The 15,434-nt window shown below is 51.2% G+C and carries 16 protein-coding genes; 6 read left to right on the top strand and 10 right to left on the bottom strand.

The window, feature by feature from the left end; all coding sequences use genetic code 11:
* Positions 1–40: 40 nt before the first annotated feature.
* The 9 genes from HK11_RS00250 to gmk all read right to left on the bottom strand — a co-directional run bounded on the left by HK11_RS00250 (position 41) and on the right by gmk (position 8,388).
* Complete coding sequence (locus HK11_RS00250) at positions 41–640, bottom strand: hypothetical protein (protein WP_086553341.1); 600 nt, start codon at positions 638–640, stop codon at positions 41–43.
* A complete protein-coding gene (locus HK11_RS00255) occupies positions 637–1,548 on the bottom strand; it encodes a DUF4123 domain-containing protein (protein WP_086553342.1) in 912 nt (303 codons plus the stop codon). Before HK11_RS00255 ends, HK11_RS00250 begins: the two co-directional genes overlap by 4 nt.
* Complete coding sequence (locus tag HK11_RS00260; RefSeq protein ID WP_086553343.1) at positions 1,545–1,916, bottom strand: PAAR domain-containing protein; 372 nt, start codon at positions 1,914–1,916, stop codon at positions 1,545–1,547. The genes HK11_RS00255 and HK11_RS00260 overlap by 4 nt, the downstream gene beginning before the upstream one ends.
* Before the next feature lie 38 nt (positions 1,917–1,954).
* Entirely contained in the window at positions 1,955–2,374 is a 420-nt protein-coding gene (locus HK11_RS00265) for a DcrB-related protein (RefSeq protein ID WP_086553344.1), read from the bottom strand.
* 84 nt (positions 2,375–2,458) lie between these two features.
* A complete protein-coding gene (locus HK11_RS00270; RefSeq protein ID WP_086553345.1) occupies positions 2,459–3,562 on the bottom strand; it encodes a DUF563 domain-containing protein in 1,104 nt (367 codons plus the stop codon).
* A 43-nt stretch (positions 3,563–3,605) separates the two neighbouring features.
* Positions 3,606–5,120, bottom strand: coding sequence for a replicative DNA helicase (locus HK11_RS00275; protein WP_086553346.1), 1,515 nt, complete (start codon positions 5,118–5,120; stop codon positions 3,606–3,608).
* A gap of 2 nt (positions 5,121–5,122) precedes the next feature.
* A complete protein-coding gene (locus HK11_RS00280; protein WP_086553347.1) occupies positions 5,123–6,298 on the bottom strand; it encodes an AGE family epimerase/isomerase in 1,176 nt (391 codons plus the stop codon).
* A complete protein-coding gene (gene rfaE1, locus HK11_RS00285) occupies positions 6,295–7,728 on the bottom strand; it encodes a D-glycero-beta-D-manno-heptose-7-phosphate kinase (RefSeq protein ID WP_086553348.1) in 1,434 nt (477 codons plus the stop codon). The genes HK11_RS00280 and rfaE1 overlap by 4 nt, the downstream gene beginning before the upstream one ends.
* A 6-nt stretch (positions 7,729–7,734) precedes the next feature.
* Positions 7,735–8,388 carry a guanylate kinase gene (gmk, locus tag HK11_RS00290; RefSeq protein WP_086553349.1) on the bottom strand — a complete coding sequence of 218 codons (654 nt, stop codon included), beginning with the start codon at positions 8,386–8,388 and terminating at the stop codon, positions 7,735–7,737.
* A gap of 395 nt (positions 8,389–8,783) precedes the next feature.
* Between gmk and HK11_RS00300 the strand changes: the two genes are divergently transcribed.
* A complete protein-coding gene (locus HK11_RS00300; RefSeq protein ID WP_086553469.1) occupies positions 8,784–10,130 on the top strand; it encodes a cytosine permease in 1,347 nt (448 codons plus the stop codon).
* Here HK11_RS00300 and rlmB read toward each other — a convergent pair.
* Positions 10,064–10,894 carry a 23S rRNA (guanosine(2251)-2'-O)-methyltransferase RlmB gene (rlmB, locus tag HK11_RS00305; RefSeq protein WP_086553351.1) on the bottom strand — a complete coding sequence of 277 codons (831 nt, stop codon included), beginning with the start codon at positions 10,892–10,894 and terminating at the stop codon, positions 10,064–10,066. The genes HK11_RS00300 and rlmB overlap by 67 nt on opposite strands.
* A gap of 254 nt (positions 10,895–11,148) precedes the next feature.
* Between rlmB and HK11_RS00310 the strand changes: the two genes are divergently transcribed.
* The 5 genes from HK11_RS00310 to lptB all read left to right on the top strand — a co-directional run bounded on the left by HK11_RS00310 (position 11,149) and on the right by lptB (position 15,429).
* The gene (locus HK11_RS00310) at positions 11,149–11,811 is read left to right on the top strand and encodes a ribonuclease D (RefSeq protein ID WP_086553470.1); all 663 of its coding nucleotides are present in this window, start codon (positions 11,149–11,151) and stop codon (positions 11,809–11,811) included.
* Positions 11,812–11,877: 66 nt separating this feature from the next.
* Positions 11,878–12,873, top strand: a complete 996-nt coding sequence (locus HK11_RS00315) for an SIS domain-containing protein (RefSeq protein ID WP_086553352.1) — start codon at positions 11,878–11,880, stop codon at positions 12,871–12,873.
* Positions 12,870–13,598, top strand: a complete 729-nt coding sequence (gene lptC, locus HK11_RS00320) for an LPS export ABC transporter periplasmic protein LptC (RefSeq protein WP_086553353.1) — start codon at positions 12,870–12,872, stop codon at positions 13,596–13,598. Before HK11_RS00315 ends, lptC begins: the two co-directional genes overlap by 4 nt.
* Positions 13,599–13,600: 2 nt before the next feature.
* A complete protein-coding gene (locus HK11_RS00325) occupies positions 13,601–14,608 on the top strand; it encodes an LptA/OstA family protein (RefSeq protein ID WP_086553354.1) in 1,008 nt (335 codons plus the stop codon).
* A gap of 2 nt (positions 14,609–14,610) precedes the next feature.
* Positions 14,611–15,429, top strand: a complete 819-nt coding sequence (gene lptB / locus HK11_RS00330) for an LPS export ABC transporter ATP-binding protein (protein ID WP_143216333.1) — start codon at positions 14,611–14,613, stop codon at positions 15,427–15,429.
* Positions 15,430–15,434: the final 5 nt, after the last annotated feature.

The raw sequence follows: 15,434 nt of genomic DNA on the forward strand, positions 1-15,434 counted from the left end.
TTCCTTGCCGTCATCCATATCGCAGCAACAGCAGACTGGATTAAGTTCTAACAGGCCCTAGATTATTCATTCTCTCTAAAATATAATTATTAGATTCTTCTGGAATACTCCCTTTTTTATGGTTTATTCCTGTGTAAGTTTTTCCATTTCTCCTATTAAATGCTATAGCATGGGCTGGACCAATTTTATCTTTTATTGATTTCTTAGAATTAGACCCTAATTTTTCTTTTAATTCTTTAAGTTTTTTTATATTTTCTTTTCTTAAATCATCATCTGATATTGTATAGTAAGGTTTCTCACTTTCAAAAGGAAGACGTTTTACTGCTTCATTACAGTTATAACATTCTTCTAATGGTGCTTTCAGGGTTTCCCCGTTATCAGGAACAACAGCTATGACATCATGCTCCTGACTTATTATCGATGATGACTGACCATGAGAAACATTCCCTCCTAATAAAGAAGACGAACCAGAAACTGTAATTTTTTTAGACAGAGCTGATGCTGGCAGAGATTTGTCGTGACCACTTGCATCCTGCATTACTCGGGTAAGATCAGCGTTTTTCTCCGTAGCAGATGATGCTGACTCTGCCTGTGGTGTAAACCATTTTGAATTATCTGCGTTATCTGAATCACCGCTCATTTCTCCAGCTCCTTCTGAAGATCGTGCCGGGCGGCGTCTCTTATAGATTTTACCAGACGCTCATCTGGTGTCATATGAGATGTGCTCTCATCTCCATGCATGATATATTTTTTAAACGCCTCATCTTTCATGAAGGCCGTGTCTCCAACGATAACGCTTCGGCAAAAAAAGATCAGACACGGCGTTGTCGTCAGTCCCCATGATGCTCCATGCCTGATTTCCTCCTCCACCAGAGTATGCATCTCCACATCTGTCACAGAGGCTGTTTTATCGGGCCATGACGCCCGTAAATAGGTAATAAATCTTCTTATATTCTGCTCATAACGGGCATTTTCAAGCTGTGTCGTTTGTTCTGGTGAGAGGGTCAGAACACCGGGCTGAGGAGCAGGCCACCTGAGATTACGCCTGACTATTTTCACCCCATCTGGCACTGCAATGAGCAGAGCATTTGCCGGACCAAAAAATCGAGCACGCTGAGCTGGGGTGAATATTGGAAAGATACGTTCTGTGACCCATGGATCCTGAAAACGAAACATAGCGGTTCTCATTTTTTGACCACTGCCATCATCAAGTGATGAGGGTATACTGACTTTGGTCAGTTTACGCAGGTGAGACCAGAAAACATGTCCGCTGATTTCTGATGTATGCCAGAATATAGCGTTGCGAATGATGCCTGGTATAGAAAGCAGATTATCCAGCTTTTTTTGTTCAGCCTGAATCAGAAAAGGACCCGTTCGTAAAATGTCAGGGTCACATGGCTCCCGGAATAACGAACCATAAATCAGACCATGCGCTTTCAACAAAGCCGGACAATCAGGGTATGCCGCACCTTCAATAACAGCGAAAACAGTCCCTGTTGTCAGCCATTCTGCCAGTCTGTTTTTAAGGTCTGAGAGAAGATCGCTCATTTTCGGTCAGAAAAAAAAGCAGTCTCTTTCTGAGCGGCCTGTACCGGACACAAAGCCGGAGAAACTCGACCACCACGATCTCCGATAAACACATTCAGGCTACCAGCTGTGATTACTCCACCATGCGCTGTTTTATCACCCATCCGGGCGGCAGGTTTACCATTAATAAAAACGGTAGGAGAGCCCTGAGCCACAGAATCTGACGGACCATTACAAAGTGCTGTATCGCCTGTACGGGCAGCAGGCATACCGTTAATAGTAACATCTGGAGAACCCTGTACGACAGGGCCTCCGACATGCGGCACAAGACCTGAAAATTGCGGACAGGTATGAAGGTCTGTAATACGGGCGGCGGGTTTACCTGCCATTTTCTTTCTCCCTTTTCCGGAAGAAAGATTACTATCATTTAATCTTTAAATTGGAAACTTTTGCTTAAATTATTTAAGGCATTAAGCTGTGCTTCTGAGAATTTCTTCTGAACAGTCGCTATAAATGTCAGAACCTGCATATTATTCTGTATATAAATACGACGCTGTTCAGAGGGATACTTTTCGTTTCCTATGAGAGTAGCAAGAATAAAGCATGGCCTCTCCTGAATCGTGTAAGAGCGTTTCCATAAGAGTTTAAAAAAATTCTCTTCCGTTTCAGTATTTATAATAGTCCGGGCGATATAGGCTGGCAGTGTTTCGGAATCTATAAGAACGCTGCGGGTTATCATCAGACTGAACGGCTCACCATTTTCAGGCGTAATGGTCAGAACATTGATGCTTTGATCGACAAAACCAGCTGGCAAATCAAAACTTGCTTCCTGTATATGATAATCCATATTTTTCCTTTTAAATATCTGCTTTCACAGTCTCAATAAATTAACAGGCCCTGAAGCTAAGCTGATAAATAACCCGGTAAAATACTAAACAACATATTGTTGCAGCTGCTTTGCCCGCCCGATAACAGCCGGCACATCGAACCCACGCAGAGAGGCCGCAGTATGGTTGTCCCCCTCCACACCTGTTTCAATCAGGTCGCCCCAGTATAACAATCCCATCTGAGTGGTGAGAGCCAGTGTGCAGGGATTTTGATGGTGTGCCGGCACAAGCTCATATACGACTGTACCGGGGTGACACCAGGCAACATTTGCCATAGCAGCACCCAGTGAACCCACGACCATACGTGCCCGCGCAAAAAAACGCATCTGCCCGGCAACGCTTAATGTCTCTGGCCGGATAACCGTAAAACCAGCTTCCCTCATAGCCTCAGCCAGTTCAGCCTCATTTGGCATAGCCCTGTTAGACGCGCTGCCACGCTCAATAAAAATAAACAAATCACGCTCATCCGGCTTACAGCCACCGGCTTCAGCCACCAGGGTGTGATAGGCCCGCGCTGAAAGAGGCGACACCGAAAAATCAGCAAGGCCTCTCACATAATCAGTATAAATAACCTGTTTAAAAGCATACTGATGACCATGATGCGTGGTGGCCTGAGGGGCATTCTCAAAACCATTCATTTTGAGCGTTTCAGCCTGCCATGGCTGCAGGTAAGGCAAAATAAAACCGCCTTTATACTGCGCCTCACGCAGGGCAAAAAAAGTCGGGACAGTATGCCTTACCCAGTGGAAAAAATTAATATCCCAGTGGTCAAAACTGGCAGCCATAACTGGCTCTTTCAGAAATTCTTTTGAAAGATCACCCGGGCGCACTGTCAGCGCTGCCACCGCATCAGGGGGCTGAAGGTAAGATGTCTCTGCAACAGGGTGGCCATTTTTGAGGAACACCATGAGAGAACGATCAAGAACAACTTTTGACAGAATATACTGACGCAGTGTCAGTGCCTTACTCTGCCAGCCATAAAAAACTGAGCGCGAACCGTCGGGCAGCACCCCACCCTCCACCATCAACGCCGGATATGATACTGGCGCCTCAAGCTCCGTCACCCCGGAAGAGGCCTGAGCGAGAGTAAGAGAAGACTGCTCTGACTGCCTTTTTAATTTCGACATTATAAATTTAAAAAATGTCATACCAGTCTTCTTTTTTCACAATTTAAGTCAGGCTCTTATCATATCAGTAATGGTGACCATCATCATGAATTTCATCAAGGTTACCAAAACGCGTATATTCACCTTCAAAGAACAGATGCACCGTACCTGTCGGACCATGTCTCTGCTTTTCAAGAATCAGTTCAGCTTTGTTATGAACCAGGCTCATTTTATGTTGCCAGTCATCAAGTGCCATTGAGTATTTTTCTTTAGAATCAAAAGAAACTTCCTTCGGCATACGCTGCTGAAGATAATATTCATCACGGTAAACAAACATCACGGCATCAGCATCCTGCTCAATCGAGCCTGATTCACGAAGATCTGACAGCATGGGGCGTTTATCTTCACGCGATTCAACCTGACGCGACAGCTGTGAGAGAGCAATAACCGGCACCTCAAGCTCTTTTGCTATCGCTTTCAGACCCTGTGTAATCATAGAAATTTCGAGCACACGACTTTCAGGCTTTGTCCCGACCGACGGACGCATAAGCTGAAGATAGTCAACAACTATCAGGCTCAGGCCCTTAGTGCGCTTTAGCCGGCGGCAACGCGTACGCATGGCAGAGAGCGAAATAGCTGGTGTGTCATCAATGACCATAGGCAGGCGAGCCAGCTTCTGGCTGACCCGAACAAAACTATCAAACTCTTTTTGCCTGATATCACCCCGACGCAGACGCTCGCCCGAAACCTGAGCCTGCTCTGACAAAATACGGGTTGCGAGCTGCTCAGCCGACATCTCGAGGGAGAAAATAGCAACCGTGCCTTTAGGCTTTGCACCTGTTGCCTCAGCTTCCTCAAGCAGGGAGCTCGCAGCAGAGAACGCCATTTTGGTCGCCAGCGCCGTTTTACCCATGGCCGGACGTCCAGCGAGAATCAACAGATCAGAAGGATGAAAACCACCGGTTTTTTTATCAAAATCAACCAGACCAGAGGTCAGACCTGTAACATGACCTTCATTCTGAAATGCTTTCTCCGCCGTCACAATAGCATCGGTCAAAGCACGGCCAAACTCAACGAACCCGCCGTCCTGGCCTTTTTCTGTAGCCAGACGGAAAAGAGCCTCCTCACCAGCCGCGATCTGATCCGGGCCGGAAAGAGATGAGCTTTTACCAAATGCTTTGTTAACAACCTCTTCGCCGATATCAATCAGCTGCCGGCGAATCCAGGCATCGTAAATGGTGCGCCCGTAGTCTCCAGCATTAATGATGCCAACCATTGATGTCAGCAATTTACCCATATAGGCAATGCCACCAACCGGCTCGAGCACATCAGAGTTCACCAGCTCAGCACGCAGCGTTACCGGGTCTGCCAGCTGACCGCTTTCGATGCGGCGGGCGATGATATCAAACAACCGGCCATTTGCCTGGTTAGCAAAATGCATCCCACTCAAAAAATCAGAAACACGATCATAAGCACGGTTATTTGTCAGCAAAGCACCCAGCAATGCCTGCTCAGCCTCAATATTAGCCGGGGGGTGCCGAAGGGTAAGAGAAAGAGAAGAATCTTCAGTAGCGGTAAGCCCGGTATCTGCCTGTGCCATATTTATTGTGTCACCTCTGAACGAACTTTATTCAGCACATCATATGCCGTTATAATATGATAAAGAGAACTTGCCGGAATGGCCTTTGAAACCGGATAGGCTGCCTCATTCAGCTGATCATGCCATGTGCCAGCCGGACAGTCAGTGAAATATCGTTCAAGCAGGTTTGTAACGATACGGGCTGCCAGCCCGTCAGTGTCCTGCGGATCAACCGTAAGCACTGCTCGCAGCGTTTCACCCTGAACCCACAGACGCGATGACGCCTTAAGCACTGAACCATCACGCCCCAGCGCATCACACACCAGGCCTGTCGCCGGGTCGGGGCCATAGCGTTTTGCAAACTGATACAGTCTGTCAGCACGTGTTTTTGTGATAACGCCTGTCAGGCGCTCATATTCTGACAAAAGCCAGACCCACTCAAAGTGATGGCCAGGCTCAAGCCAGTTCCCCTCATGCCCGGGCGCGGGAGCCCAGTCTGACGTGAAATATTCACCCAGTGTGCCAGTTGTTTCATCCTGTAAAAACTGACTGAACAAAGCATACAGAGCATGAGCCTGGGTCAGGTCTGCAATTTCACCGGTTGTTTCATACAAAGCCAGAATGGCCTCAAATAAATGCATGTGCGGGTTTTGCTGGCGTGGCTCATCACCCGCTGGCAGAGTATTAAAAAACCCACCCTGAGGGGTGCTCATATTTTCGCTGATCCAGCGTAATGCCTGACGCGCCAGAGCGAGCGCCTTACCACTTTGATCCAGCCGTTCATACCAGGCCAGAGCAAAGATAACAAAAGCAAGATCATAAAGGTCAGCCGTGGGGTCAAGAAGCTGACCTTCGGGTGTCAGACTGCGGCCCCATTTGCCCTGTTCATTATGGGCATTGCATAAAAAAGCAAAAATACCGTCGGCCCGGCTACGCCCTTCGGCCTGGCCCTGTAACGCGGCCCACGAAAATACAAAAAGCTGCCTGGCCTGCACTCTCACTCTTTTAAAAGGTGCCTGTGCTGAAACACCCTCCAGGGTCAGGCTTTCCTGCGCGCCGTACAGTGCAGGGTTCTCTGGTGTGCCATCACACCCTGCTGTCGCCCAGAAAGGCAAAGCCTCATCAAAAAGCCAGTTCGTAAAACGCTGGTGCATAATAAGCAGAGGCTCTGTTTTTTTTTCAGAAATATGCTGCATCATACACCTTTGATCCGTCCGATCGTAGCTGTTGTTGAATGCCCTTTGAGCAGATCGACCAGGACCAGACGCCCGCCGCCGGCTATTACCTCACGTGCTCCGACAACCTGCTCAGGTGTATAGTCTGCTCCCTTGACCAGTACATCAGGCTCAAGCGCCTGTATGATCTCCAGCGGGGTATCTTCATCAAAGGCTACAACAGCATCGACATGGCGGATGGCAGAAATAACGCGGGCCCGTGCATCAAGTGTGTTAACCGGCCGCTCATCCCCCTTGAGACGACGAACACTCGCGTCTGTATTTAAAGCGACGACAAGGCGGTCACAGGCAGCGCGTGCCTCAGCCAGAAGGTCAACGTGACCCGGGTGAATAATATCAAAACAGCCATTGGTAAAACCAACACTCAGCCCCCTGCTCTGCCATTTCTGTATCAGCGCATGCGCTGCTGAAGCAGACAGTAAATGTGGCATTTCATCCGGGCCTGACTGTTTCTCCAGCTCCTGAATGACTTCCTGTATATCTGCTGTGGCCGTACCCAGTCTGGCCACAACAACACCCGCTGCGGCATTTGCAACACGCATAGCCTGCTCAAGCGTACTGCCAGAACCTGTGACAACGGCCATGGCTGCAATAACGGTATCGCCCGCACCTGAAACGTCAAAGACTTCACGGGCACGCGTAGGCACAGACAAAACCGGGCCATTATGGCGCACCAGCATCATGCCTTTTTCAGAGCGTGTTGCGAGAATAGCATCTGCCCCGGCCGCAGCCATCACTTTACGGGCGGCGACTTCAGTCTGCTCTTCTGACGCAACAGGCAGGGCTGAAGCCGCTGCCAGTTCTTTTGCATTCGGTGTGATGCAGGTTGCCCCGCGATACAGACGGTAGTCAGGTGATTTCGGGTCAACAAACACCGGCACCTTACGCGCATGCGCCAGAGTAAAAACCTGCTGCAGCACCTGCGGGGAACACACGCCCTTACCGTAATCTGACACAACAACAGCCTGCACCTGGTCTATCCATTGTGCAATGGCAGCATTCAGCGCTTCAGCCTCTTCCTCCTGCAGCGGCAGAGCACTCTCTTCATCAGCACGCACAACCTGCTGGTTAGCCGCAATAAAGCGTGTTTTACAAATAGTAGGGCGACAGGTGCTCTCAACCGTTGCATCAACAACATTAGCACGACCGGCAAGGCTGTTACGCAATAATGCGCCTGCCTCATCGCGTCCGGCCAGCCCGATAAGAATAGCACGGGCACCAAGTGCTGTAACATTGCTGGCCACGTTACCCGCACCACCTGGCATTTCTCTTTTATTTTTCAGCAGCAACACCGGAACCGGTGCTTCAGGTGAGATCCGCTCCATACCACCGTATAAAAAACGGTCGAGCATAACATCACCAACGCAAAGCACTGAAACAGAAGAGAAATCCATAACCTATCAGACTCCAAACGTAGCCACAAAGTCTGCCAGACCCGTCTGACGACGCATGCGCAGACGACCAGCTGTCAAAACAGAGCGCGCCTCAAAAATCGCGCGGTCAAGGTCTTTATTAACGATAACATGGTCAAACTCAGACCAGTGTGAAATTTCATCCTGTGCAGCCGCCATACGACGGGCAATTTCATCAGGGTGGTCTGAAGCCCGGTTATCCAGACGTCTGCGGAGTTCTTCCAGAGAGGGGGGAAGAACAAACAGGCTGACCACATCATCCGGTAACGCCGTGCGAATTTGCTGGTGCCCCTGCCAGTCGATATCAAACACCATGTCATATCCGGCAGAAAGGGCCTCTTCTACCGGCGCACGCGGGGTGCCATAGCCACGCCCGAACACAGTTGCCCATTCGAGCAGCTCACCCGCTGCTGCCATAGTTTCAAACTGCTCCATAGAACGGAAGTGATAATGCACACCTTCTTTCTCACCCGGGCGCGGGGCGCGGGTAGTAACAGAAACAGAGTGGCGCAGCTGAGGTTCTGAGGCACGCAATGCATTTGCGATTGTTGATTTTCCGGCACCTGAGGGCGCTGAAATAACGAAACAAAGACCACGACGCTTCATTTCTGTCCCTGCATTCGTCATTCTGTTCTGAACCATAATCCGCAAAACCCCTTAACTAAATCTGTCTGCGCAGGCACGATACAACAGTCACTGCACGAAACACAGGGGAGATAAGCAGAATACTCATTCTGTCACTAAAGGCAGATATATGATGAGAGTAAAAAACCTCAGAGCGGAGGTGATATACTGGTTGCAGACCCTGCTGGTGTTATTTCTGCACCCGGAACGAAGAGGCTGGGATTACTCTTATCTCGTGCGTCATTTTTATTGTGATATTATGGTGTTATATACCGGGCCACAGGCATACAGCGCTGACCGCTTACAGAGACACATCCCCTGCGCGGCAATAAAAATGATAATTGCACGCTGACAGTTTCCTTAAAGCGAGGCAGTTTGTGCCCTCCAGAACAGACGGAGAAACAGAAGATATTATGACACAGCCCCTCCCTTCTCCGCACGCTTATCTGATGGAAGATTTATCAGCTGCCTCAGTACGCGAACCCGTGCCCGCCGCCCTTAAAACAATGCCGACTGACCGCGTGTTCTGGAGCCATTTCTCACCCAACCTTGGCCCGGGCGGATGGGTAACAGGCGCACTGCTGATCAGCATGGGACTGGATTTTTATACCGGTGTTCTGGCCATTATCGTGGGAAATATTATCGGCGCCCTGCCTGTAGCCTTTGCCGCCTCTATCGGACCAGAGACCGGCCTCACCCAGATGGAGGCCTCACGACGGGCCCTTGGTCGCCTGGGGGTAAGACCTCCTGCTTTTCTAAACTGGATTTATTGTGTCGGGTGGGATGCCGTAAACAATGTACCCGCTGCCACAGCATTGATTGCTCTGCTCCTGGCGTGCGGCCTCTCAGCTCCCTTCTGGCTGGCACTGGGTCTGCTGGCCGCAGTGCAGATGATGGCTTCAGTTTACGGGCATCATGTCGTTCAGCTTTTACAAAAATATCTCGGTGCTCTGCTGCTTGTCACTTTTCTGATTATCGGAGGGGTGCAAATCAGCCACAGCACAGCACACCTCACAGCCACGCACCCTGTCAGCTGGCAGACTTTTTTGCTGGCAACCGGCATTCTGGTCAGCTTCAACCTGTCATGGGCCTCATACTCATCAGATTACACACGCTACCTGCCAGCCAGCACCAGCCCGACTAAAATTATCGGCCTCGCACTAACGGGGCTGCTCGGGTCTGCCATTCCATTCCAGATTCTTGGATTGCTGACTGCAAGCAGCATCGCTGAGCCATCGCCAACTGCTGTTATTGCCTCATTTCAGCATGCGATGGGGCCCGTTGGCATTGTGGCGCTGGCAGCCATTGCGCTCTCATCCATCACCGGCAACTCTTTTAACGATAATACGGCAAGCTACAGCCTCATCTCAGCCGGCCTGCATGTACCCCGCATTGCCGCTGCTGTTCTGACAGCCTCTCTGGGCTATGTTCTGGCTGTTGCGGGGGCCGGGCAGTACGCCAGCCTTTATACTGACTATCTGCTTGTCACGATGTACTGGATCGCCCCATGGATCGGCATTGTGCTGGCCGACTGGTATTTTGGAGACCGCACCCCAAAACCCGTGCCCCCTGGCTGGACCAGAGGGGCTACGATTTTTACCGTAACATCAGTGCTTACTATCGGGCTTTTTTCGACCAGCACAATTTATACCGGCCCCGTTGCGCGCTGGCTGGGCGGGGCAGATATTGGCTATTATATTGGCTTCTTTGTCGCAGCGTTATGGTACGCACTTGGTGCACGCTCACGCACCAGCTCATAAAGGCCAACAGCTGCTGCCACTGATACATTCAGGCTTTCCATATCGCCGGGCATATACAGCCCGGCAATCTCATCACAGCTCTCTCTGACCAGGCGGCGCAGGCCTTTACCCTCGGCCCCCAGGACCAGAGCCACGCGACGACCTGTCAGAGACGCACCTTCAAGCAGCCCTCCGCCGGCATCAAGCCCGATGGTCCAGAAATTTGCTTTCTGCAATGCTTCAATCGCACGCGAAATATTCACCTCACGCACTACCGGCACAACCTCAAGAGCTCCGGAGGCAGCCTTAGCCAGCACGGCTGTTTCCTCCGGGGCATTCCTGTCCTGAACCACAAGACAGGCTGCACCAAATGCTGCAGCAGAGCGCAAAATAGCCCCGACATTACGCGGATCCGTCACCTGGTCGAGCACAAGAACCGGGCCAGGCCGTTCAACAGCTTCAGCCAGAGAAAGATCAGGCAGTGTTTTAACAAGAGCAGCCACGCCCTGATGCACAGCATCGGGGCCGAGCAGCTCATCTAACACTGAGCGCGCAACCAGTTCAGGCTCAGGGCGGTGTTTAACATCAGCTCCCTGTAAAATCGCGCTTTCCTGGTCAGTCAGTAATAAACGCTGAAAGACCCTGCGTGGATTGCACAACGCCGCAGAAACAGCATGTGTACCAAACAGCCAGACACACCCCGCAGGAGCGCTCCCCCCCTCTCTTGCAGAAGAATGTGCCGGTTTTGCACGACGTGACGGGCGGGCGGGACGAGTATTGCGCATCAGAACCTGTGTCTCTTTGTCATTATGCTCTGGCAGATGACAAAATAAATACCAGAAGGGAACCTGTTCTTAGCAGAAACATTATAATCCCGAAATGCTGCACCTGACACGTTCCCTGCCTTCGCAACGGACAAAAGAACCCGGATGCCATTAAATCGCCGTTATGAGAGTGTAGCTGACACGAGAATTGGACAATTCCATCTCCCGGCTGTATCGCTTGCCGTCCTGACAGAAAAAAAATTATGGAGCGGGTCATGAACACCTCCCAGGCCCTGTCTCAGGGCGCTATTACTCTCCACCGTAATGATCTTCCTGATGATCTGACCTTTACGCACTCAATTGCCGTTGATACCGAGACAATGGGACTTAACCCCCACCGTGACCGGCTCTGCCTTGTACAGATTTCATCAGGTGATGGCACAGCACATCTGGTGCAGCTCATTCCCGAATCTCTTGGTGGCACAGGCTATAACTGCCCCAACCTGAAAAAGCTGATGGCAAACCCTGACATCACCAAAATTATGCATTTTGCACGGTTTGACGTCGCTATTCTTCAGTATGCTCTGGGCATCAGAGTCAGCCCGGTTGTCTGCACCAAAATTGCAGCGCGCCTGGTACGCACCTTTACAGACCGTCATGGCCTTGCCGCCCTGTGTCGTGATATGCTGGGGGTAGAGCTGAGCAAACAGCAGCAGACATCTGACTGGGGCAAAACCGAACTCAGCCCTGAACAGATGACCTACGCAGCCTCTGACGTGCTGCACCTCCATGCGTTATGGGCGAAAATGGAAGAACTGCTCCGGCGCGAAAACCGCACCGAACTGGCACAGGCCTGCTTTGACTTTCTGCCGGCACGTGCTCAGCTTGATATTCTGGGTTACGAAACACCAGATATTTTCTCGCACCGTTCTTCCTGAGCCAGGTATCATCCCGGCATTCCACGCACTATATAGCAACCTGTAACAGCCAGAGGGCAAACTGACTTGCATCTCAAAACTTTTCACGCTCTGACAGCCAGCGCCATTGATGTCGTTCGTACAGAACAGGCCGGCCTGAAAGCGCTTGAAGAAGCTTTACAGGACTGCTCTGGCCTTGGCTCTGCGTTTACAGATGCCGTCACGCTGATAAGCGGGCTGACCGGGCGCCTGGTCGTAAGTGGCATTGGAAAATCAGGACATATTGCACGTAAAATACAGGCTACTCTGTCATCAACCGGTACCCCGGCCCTGTTTGTACACCCGGCAGAAGCCTCTCATGGTGATCTGGGGATGATCCGTCCCGGGGATGCTGTTCTTGCTTTTTCCAACTCGGGAGAGACAACCGAGCTGGGCGATATTGCGGCACACACCCGCAGCAACAACCTGCCACTGCTGGCGGTCACAAGTCAGCCTGATTCAACCCTTGCCTGTGCTGCTGATATTGCTTTAATTATGCCTGCAATGAAAGAGGCATGTCCGATGGGCCTTGCTCCGACAACCAGCACCACAATACAACTTGCCTTTGGCGATGCGCTGGCTGTTGCTCTTCTGCAAAAGCGCGGCTTTACAGCCAGTGACTTTAGCTCATACCACCCTGGCGGGCGACTGGGCATGAGGTTACGCACTGTACGCGACCTGATGCGCACAGGTGATATGATGCCGCTGGGGCATCCTGACACGTCTATGCGTGATATTATTATGGAAATGACGCGCAAGGCGCTGGGCTGCATTGGCATAACAGACGAAAACGAGACCCTGGTCGGGTTGATTACCGACGGAGACCTTCGTCGTGCGCTTGATCTTGACCTTGCCGTGACACAGGCAAAGGATGTGATGAACACAACCCCCCTGACAATTTCTCCTGATATCTTTGTGTCAGAAGCAGTAAGCCTCATGAACACCCGATCTCGTCCGGTCACTTCTCTTTTTGTGCTGGATGACCATAAAAAACCACTTGGCGTCGTTCATATGCACGACTTACTCAAGGCAGGTGGCCGATGACAAAACCCGTTACCCCACACCGGAGCGACTTTGCCCGTTCGGAAGAGACAACACGGCAGCAGCGCAACCAGCTTGCCTCGAACCTCAAGCGCCACAAAGCCCCTAATGAAGCTCTGCTGGCACGGCGCCGCACATTGCTGCGATGGGCTAAATGGGTGCTGCCTGGCACGGCCCTGCTCCTGCTTGTCTCGATTGCTGTATGGCCTGAAGTTGACCGCCTCATTCATGCTGGCAGTGCATCTCTGCGCGACCTGACAAAAATACACGTCGAAAACGGCAGCCTCGTTGGCGCCACCTACCGCAGCGTTGATGAACATAACCGCCCCTTTATGATTACCGCCCAGAGCGTGCATCAGATTGACCAGGAGAGAATGGATCTGGTCAGCCCGGTTGCTGATATTATAAACCAGGGGAATAACTGGATTATTGTCAGTTCAAGAAAGGGGGTTTACATGCAACATGCTAACCTGCTTGATCTGACAGGAGAAGTAACCCTGTATCGTAATGATGGTCTCATGATTCGCAGCCCGGTCGCTGATATTAATTTAAAACAAGGCGTTATTGCCTCTGATATGTGGGTCAGGGCTGAAGGGCCGTTTGGCGTTCTGGATGCGAAGGGCTTTGTGCTGTCTCAGCATGACGGAATTGCACAGTTTCGCGGCCCCGGGCGTATCATTCTCAACGATGACCACAAAACGGACACCCCGGAAGGGAAATCCTCCTGACCATGCGCCTGCCGGTTTTTTCTGTCATAACTTTGCTGCGCCCTCTGTGCGCCGCATTTGTCATCCCGGTTTGTGTGGGAGCAGTCCTGCCTCATACAAATGCCCGGGCACAGGCCATTGATCTCTCTCACGGCGGGCAGATTACTGTCACCGCAGTCGGGGGGTTTGACTGGGACCAGAACCAGAAAAAAATTACTGCCTATAAAGACGCCCGGGCCGTACGGGGCGACGCAACGGTCACCGCAGATAAGCTTATCGCTTATTACCGGAAAAAAAGCGGCACAGATGACGCTAAAACGGGTGCAGCTCCGCTACAGACCGCGCCTCAGAAAACAGCAGCGCCTCCGGCTGATGCTTCAGCCGGCCCGATGGATTCCTCAGGCTCAAACGAGATTTATCGTCTTGAAGCCATTGGTCACGTGCATATCTTTACACAGACCGATCAGGCATGGGGTGACAAAGCCGTTTATGACATGGACAAAGCCGTCCTGGTCATGACGGGAAAAAATATGAAAATGGTGACCCCGCAGGATCTCCTGACTGCCAGAGATTCAATGGAATATTACTCACAGGATCACATCTCCATCGGGCGGGGAAATGCAACTGTGACAACAAATGACCACAGGCAGATCAAAGCCGATGTTCTGGTCGGCTACAGCGCACCGGCTGATGAGCAGACAAAAGACCAGGATAAAGCCACAAAAGCTCAGAAAAGTCAGGGCGGACTGGCCGATGGCTCAGGCAAACTGAAGAAAGTTGACGCCTTTGGTCATGTATGGGTCAGAACACCGACTGAAGTCGTAACAGGCGAGCGCGGTGTTTATGTTCCTGACACCGGCATTGCCCGCATTGTAGGCAATGTTCATATCACCCGCGGCGCTAACCAGATTCAGGGTGCTGCGGCCATTATTAATCTGCATACAGGCATTGCCACTATGACCGAACAGCCCGGCAACCGGGTCAACGGTGTTGTCGTGCCAAACAGCAAAGACAGCACAGACAGGAAATAAGGATGACACAGGCACAAAGCCCATGGACATCACCCGAAGCCCCCGACGATAGTTTCCTCGGCTCTGAGTTCGTGTCTGACAACCCGCTTCACGTCCCTGGCCATGGGCTGTTTGCTCACGGCATCGGAAAGTCTTATAAAAAGCGCGAAGTTGTTAAAAACGTCTCGATAGAAGTACACCGCGGAGAAGCTGTTGGGCTTCTTGGTCCAAACGGCGCAGGTAAAACCACCAGCTTTTATATGATTGTTGGTCTGGTACAGCCAGATACCGGTTCTATTACACTTGATGGCGCGAATATTACCCAGCTGCCTATGTATCGCAGAGCACGCCTTGGCATTGGCTACCTCCCGCAGGAAGCCAGTATTTTCCGTGGCCTCAATGTTGAACAAAACATTATGGCGGCCCTGGAAGTCGTGGAGCACGACCCTGACAAACGGCAAATGATGCTGGATGGTCTGCTGGGTGAATTTGGTATTTCACACCTGCGCCGCTCCCCTTCTCTTGCGCTGTCAGGTGGTGAACGCCGGCGACTGGAGATTGCGCGTGCCCTTGCAAGCCAGCCCAATTATATCCTGCTCGATGAGCCGCTGGCTGGTATTGACCCTATTGCGGTCGGTGAGATCCGTGATCTGGTTTCACACCTGAAAGACCGTGGCATTGGCGTGCTGATTACCGATCATAACGTGCGTGAAACGCTGGAAGTTATTGACCGCGCCTATATTATGCACAGCGGACAGGTGCTCATGCAGGGTGTCCCTCATGAGATTGTCGCCAATGAAGATGTACGACGCGTTTACCTCGGGGAGAGCTTCTCGCTCTGACCTCC

The sequence above is a fragment of the Acetobacter sp. DmW_043 genome (assembly GCF_002153485.1).
Lineage (GTDB): Bacteria > Pseudomonadota > Alphaproteobacteria > Acetobacterales > Acetobacteraceae > Acetobacter > Acetobacter thailandicus.

Bases quoted from the DNA above. Each gene is read 5' to 3' on its own strand.
- HK11_RS00300 (WP_086553469.1), top strand. From the start codon at position 8,784: ATGACACAGCCCCTCCCTTCTCCGCACGCTTATCTGATGGAAGATTTA.
- HK11_RS00280 (WP_086553347.1), bottom strand. From the start codon at position 6,298: ATGATGCAGCATATTTCTGAAAAAAAAACAGAGCCTCTGCTTATTATG.
- HK11_RS00325 (WP_086553354.1), top strand. From the start codon at position 13,601: ATGCGCCTGCCGGTTTTTTCTGTCATAACTTTGCTGCGCCCTCTGTGC.
- HK11_RS00250 (WP_086553341.1), bottom strand. From the start codon at position 640: ATGAGCGGTGATTCAGATAACGCAGATAATTCAAAATGGTTTACACCA.
- rlmB (WP_086553351.1), bottom strand. From the start codon at position 10,894: ATGCGCAATACTCGTCCCGCCCGCCCGTCACGTCGTGCAAAACCGGCA.
- gmk (WP_086553349.1), bottom strand. From the start codon at position 8,388: ATGGTTCAGAACAGAATGACGAATGCAGGGACAGAAATGAAGCGTCGT.
- lptB (WP_143216333.1), top strand. From the start codon at position 14,611: ATGACACAGGCACAAAGCCCATGGACATCACCCGAAGCCCCCGACGAT.
- HK11_RS00270 (WP_086553345.1), bottom strand. From the start codon at position 3,562: ATGACATTTTTTAAATTTATAATGTCGAAATTAAAAAGGCAGTCAGAG.
- rfaE1 (WP_086553348.1), bottom strand. From the start codon at position 7,728: ATGGATTTCTCTTCTGTTTCAGTGCTTTGCGTTGGTGATGTTATGCTC.
- lptC (WP_086553353.1), top strand. From the start codon at position 12,870: ATGACAAAACCCGTTACCCCACACCGGAGCGACTTTGCCCGTTCGGAA.
- HK11_RS00275 (WP_086553346.1), bottom strand. From the start codon at position 5,120: ATGGCACAGGCAGATACCGGGCTTACCGCTACTGAAGATTCTTCTCTT.
- HK11_RS00260 (WP_086553343.1), bottom strand. From the start codon at position 1,916: ATGGCAGGTAAACCCGCCGCCCGTATTACAGACCTTCATACCTGTCCG.
- HK11_RS00265 (WP_086553344.1), bottom strand. From the start codon at position 2,374: ATGGATTATCATATACAGGAAGCAAGTTTTGATTTGCCAGCTGGTTTT.
- HK11_RS00310 (WP_086553470.1), top strand. From the start codon at position 11,149: ATGAACACCTCCCAGGCCCTGTCTCAGGGCGCTATTACTCTCCACCGT.
- HK11_RS00255 (WP_086553342.1), bottom strand. From the start codon at position 1,548: ATGAGCGATCTTCTCTCAGACCTTAAAAACAGACTGGCAGAATGGCTG.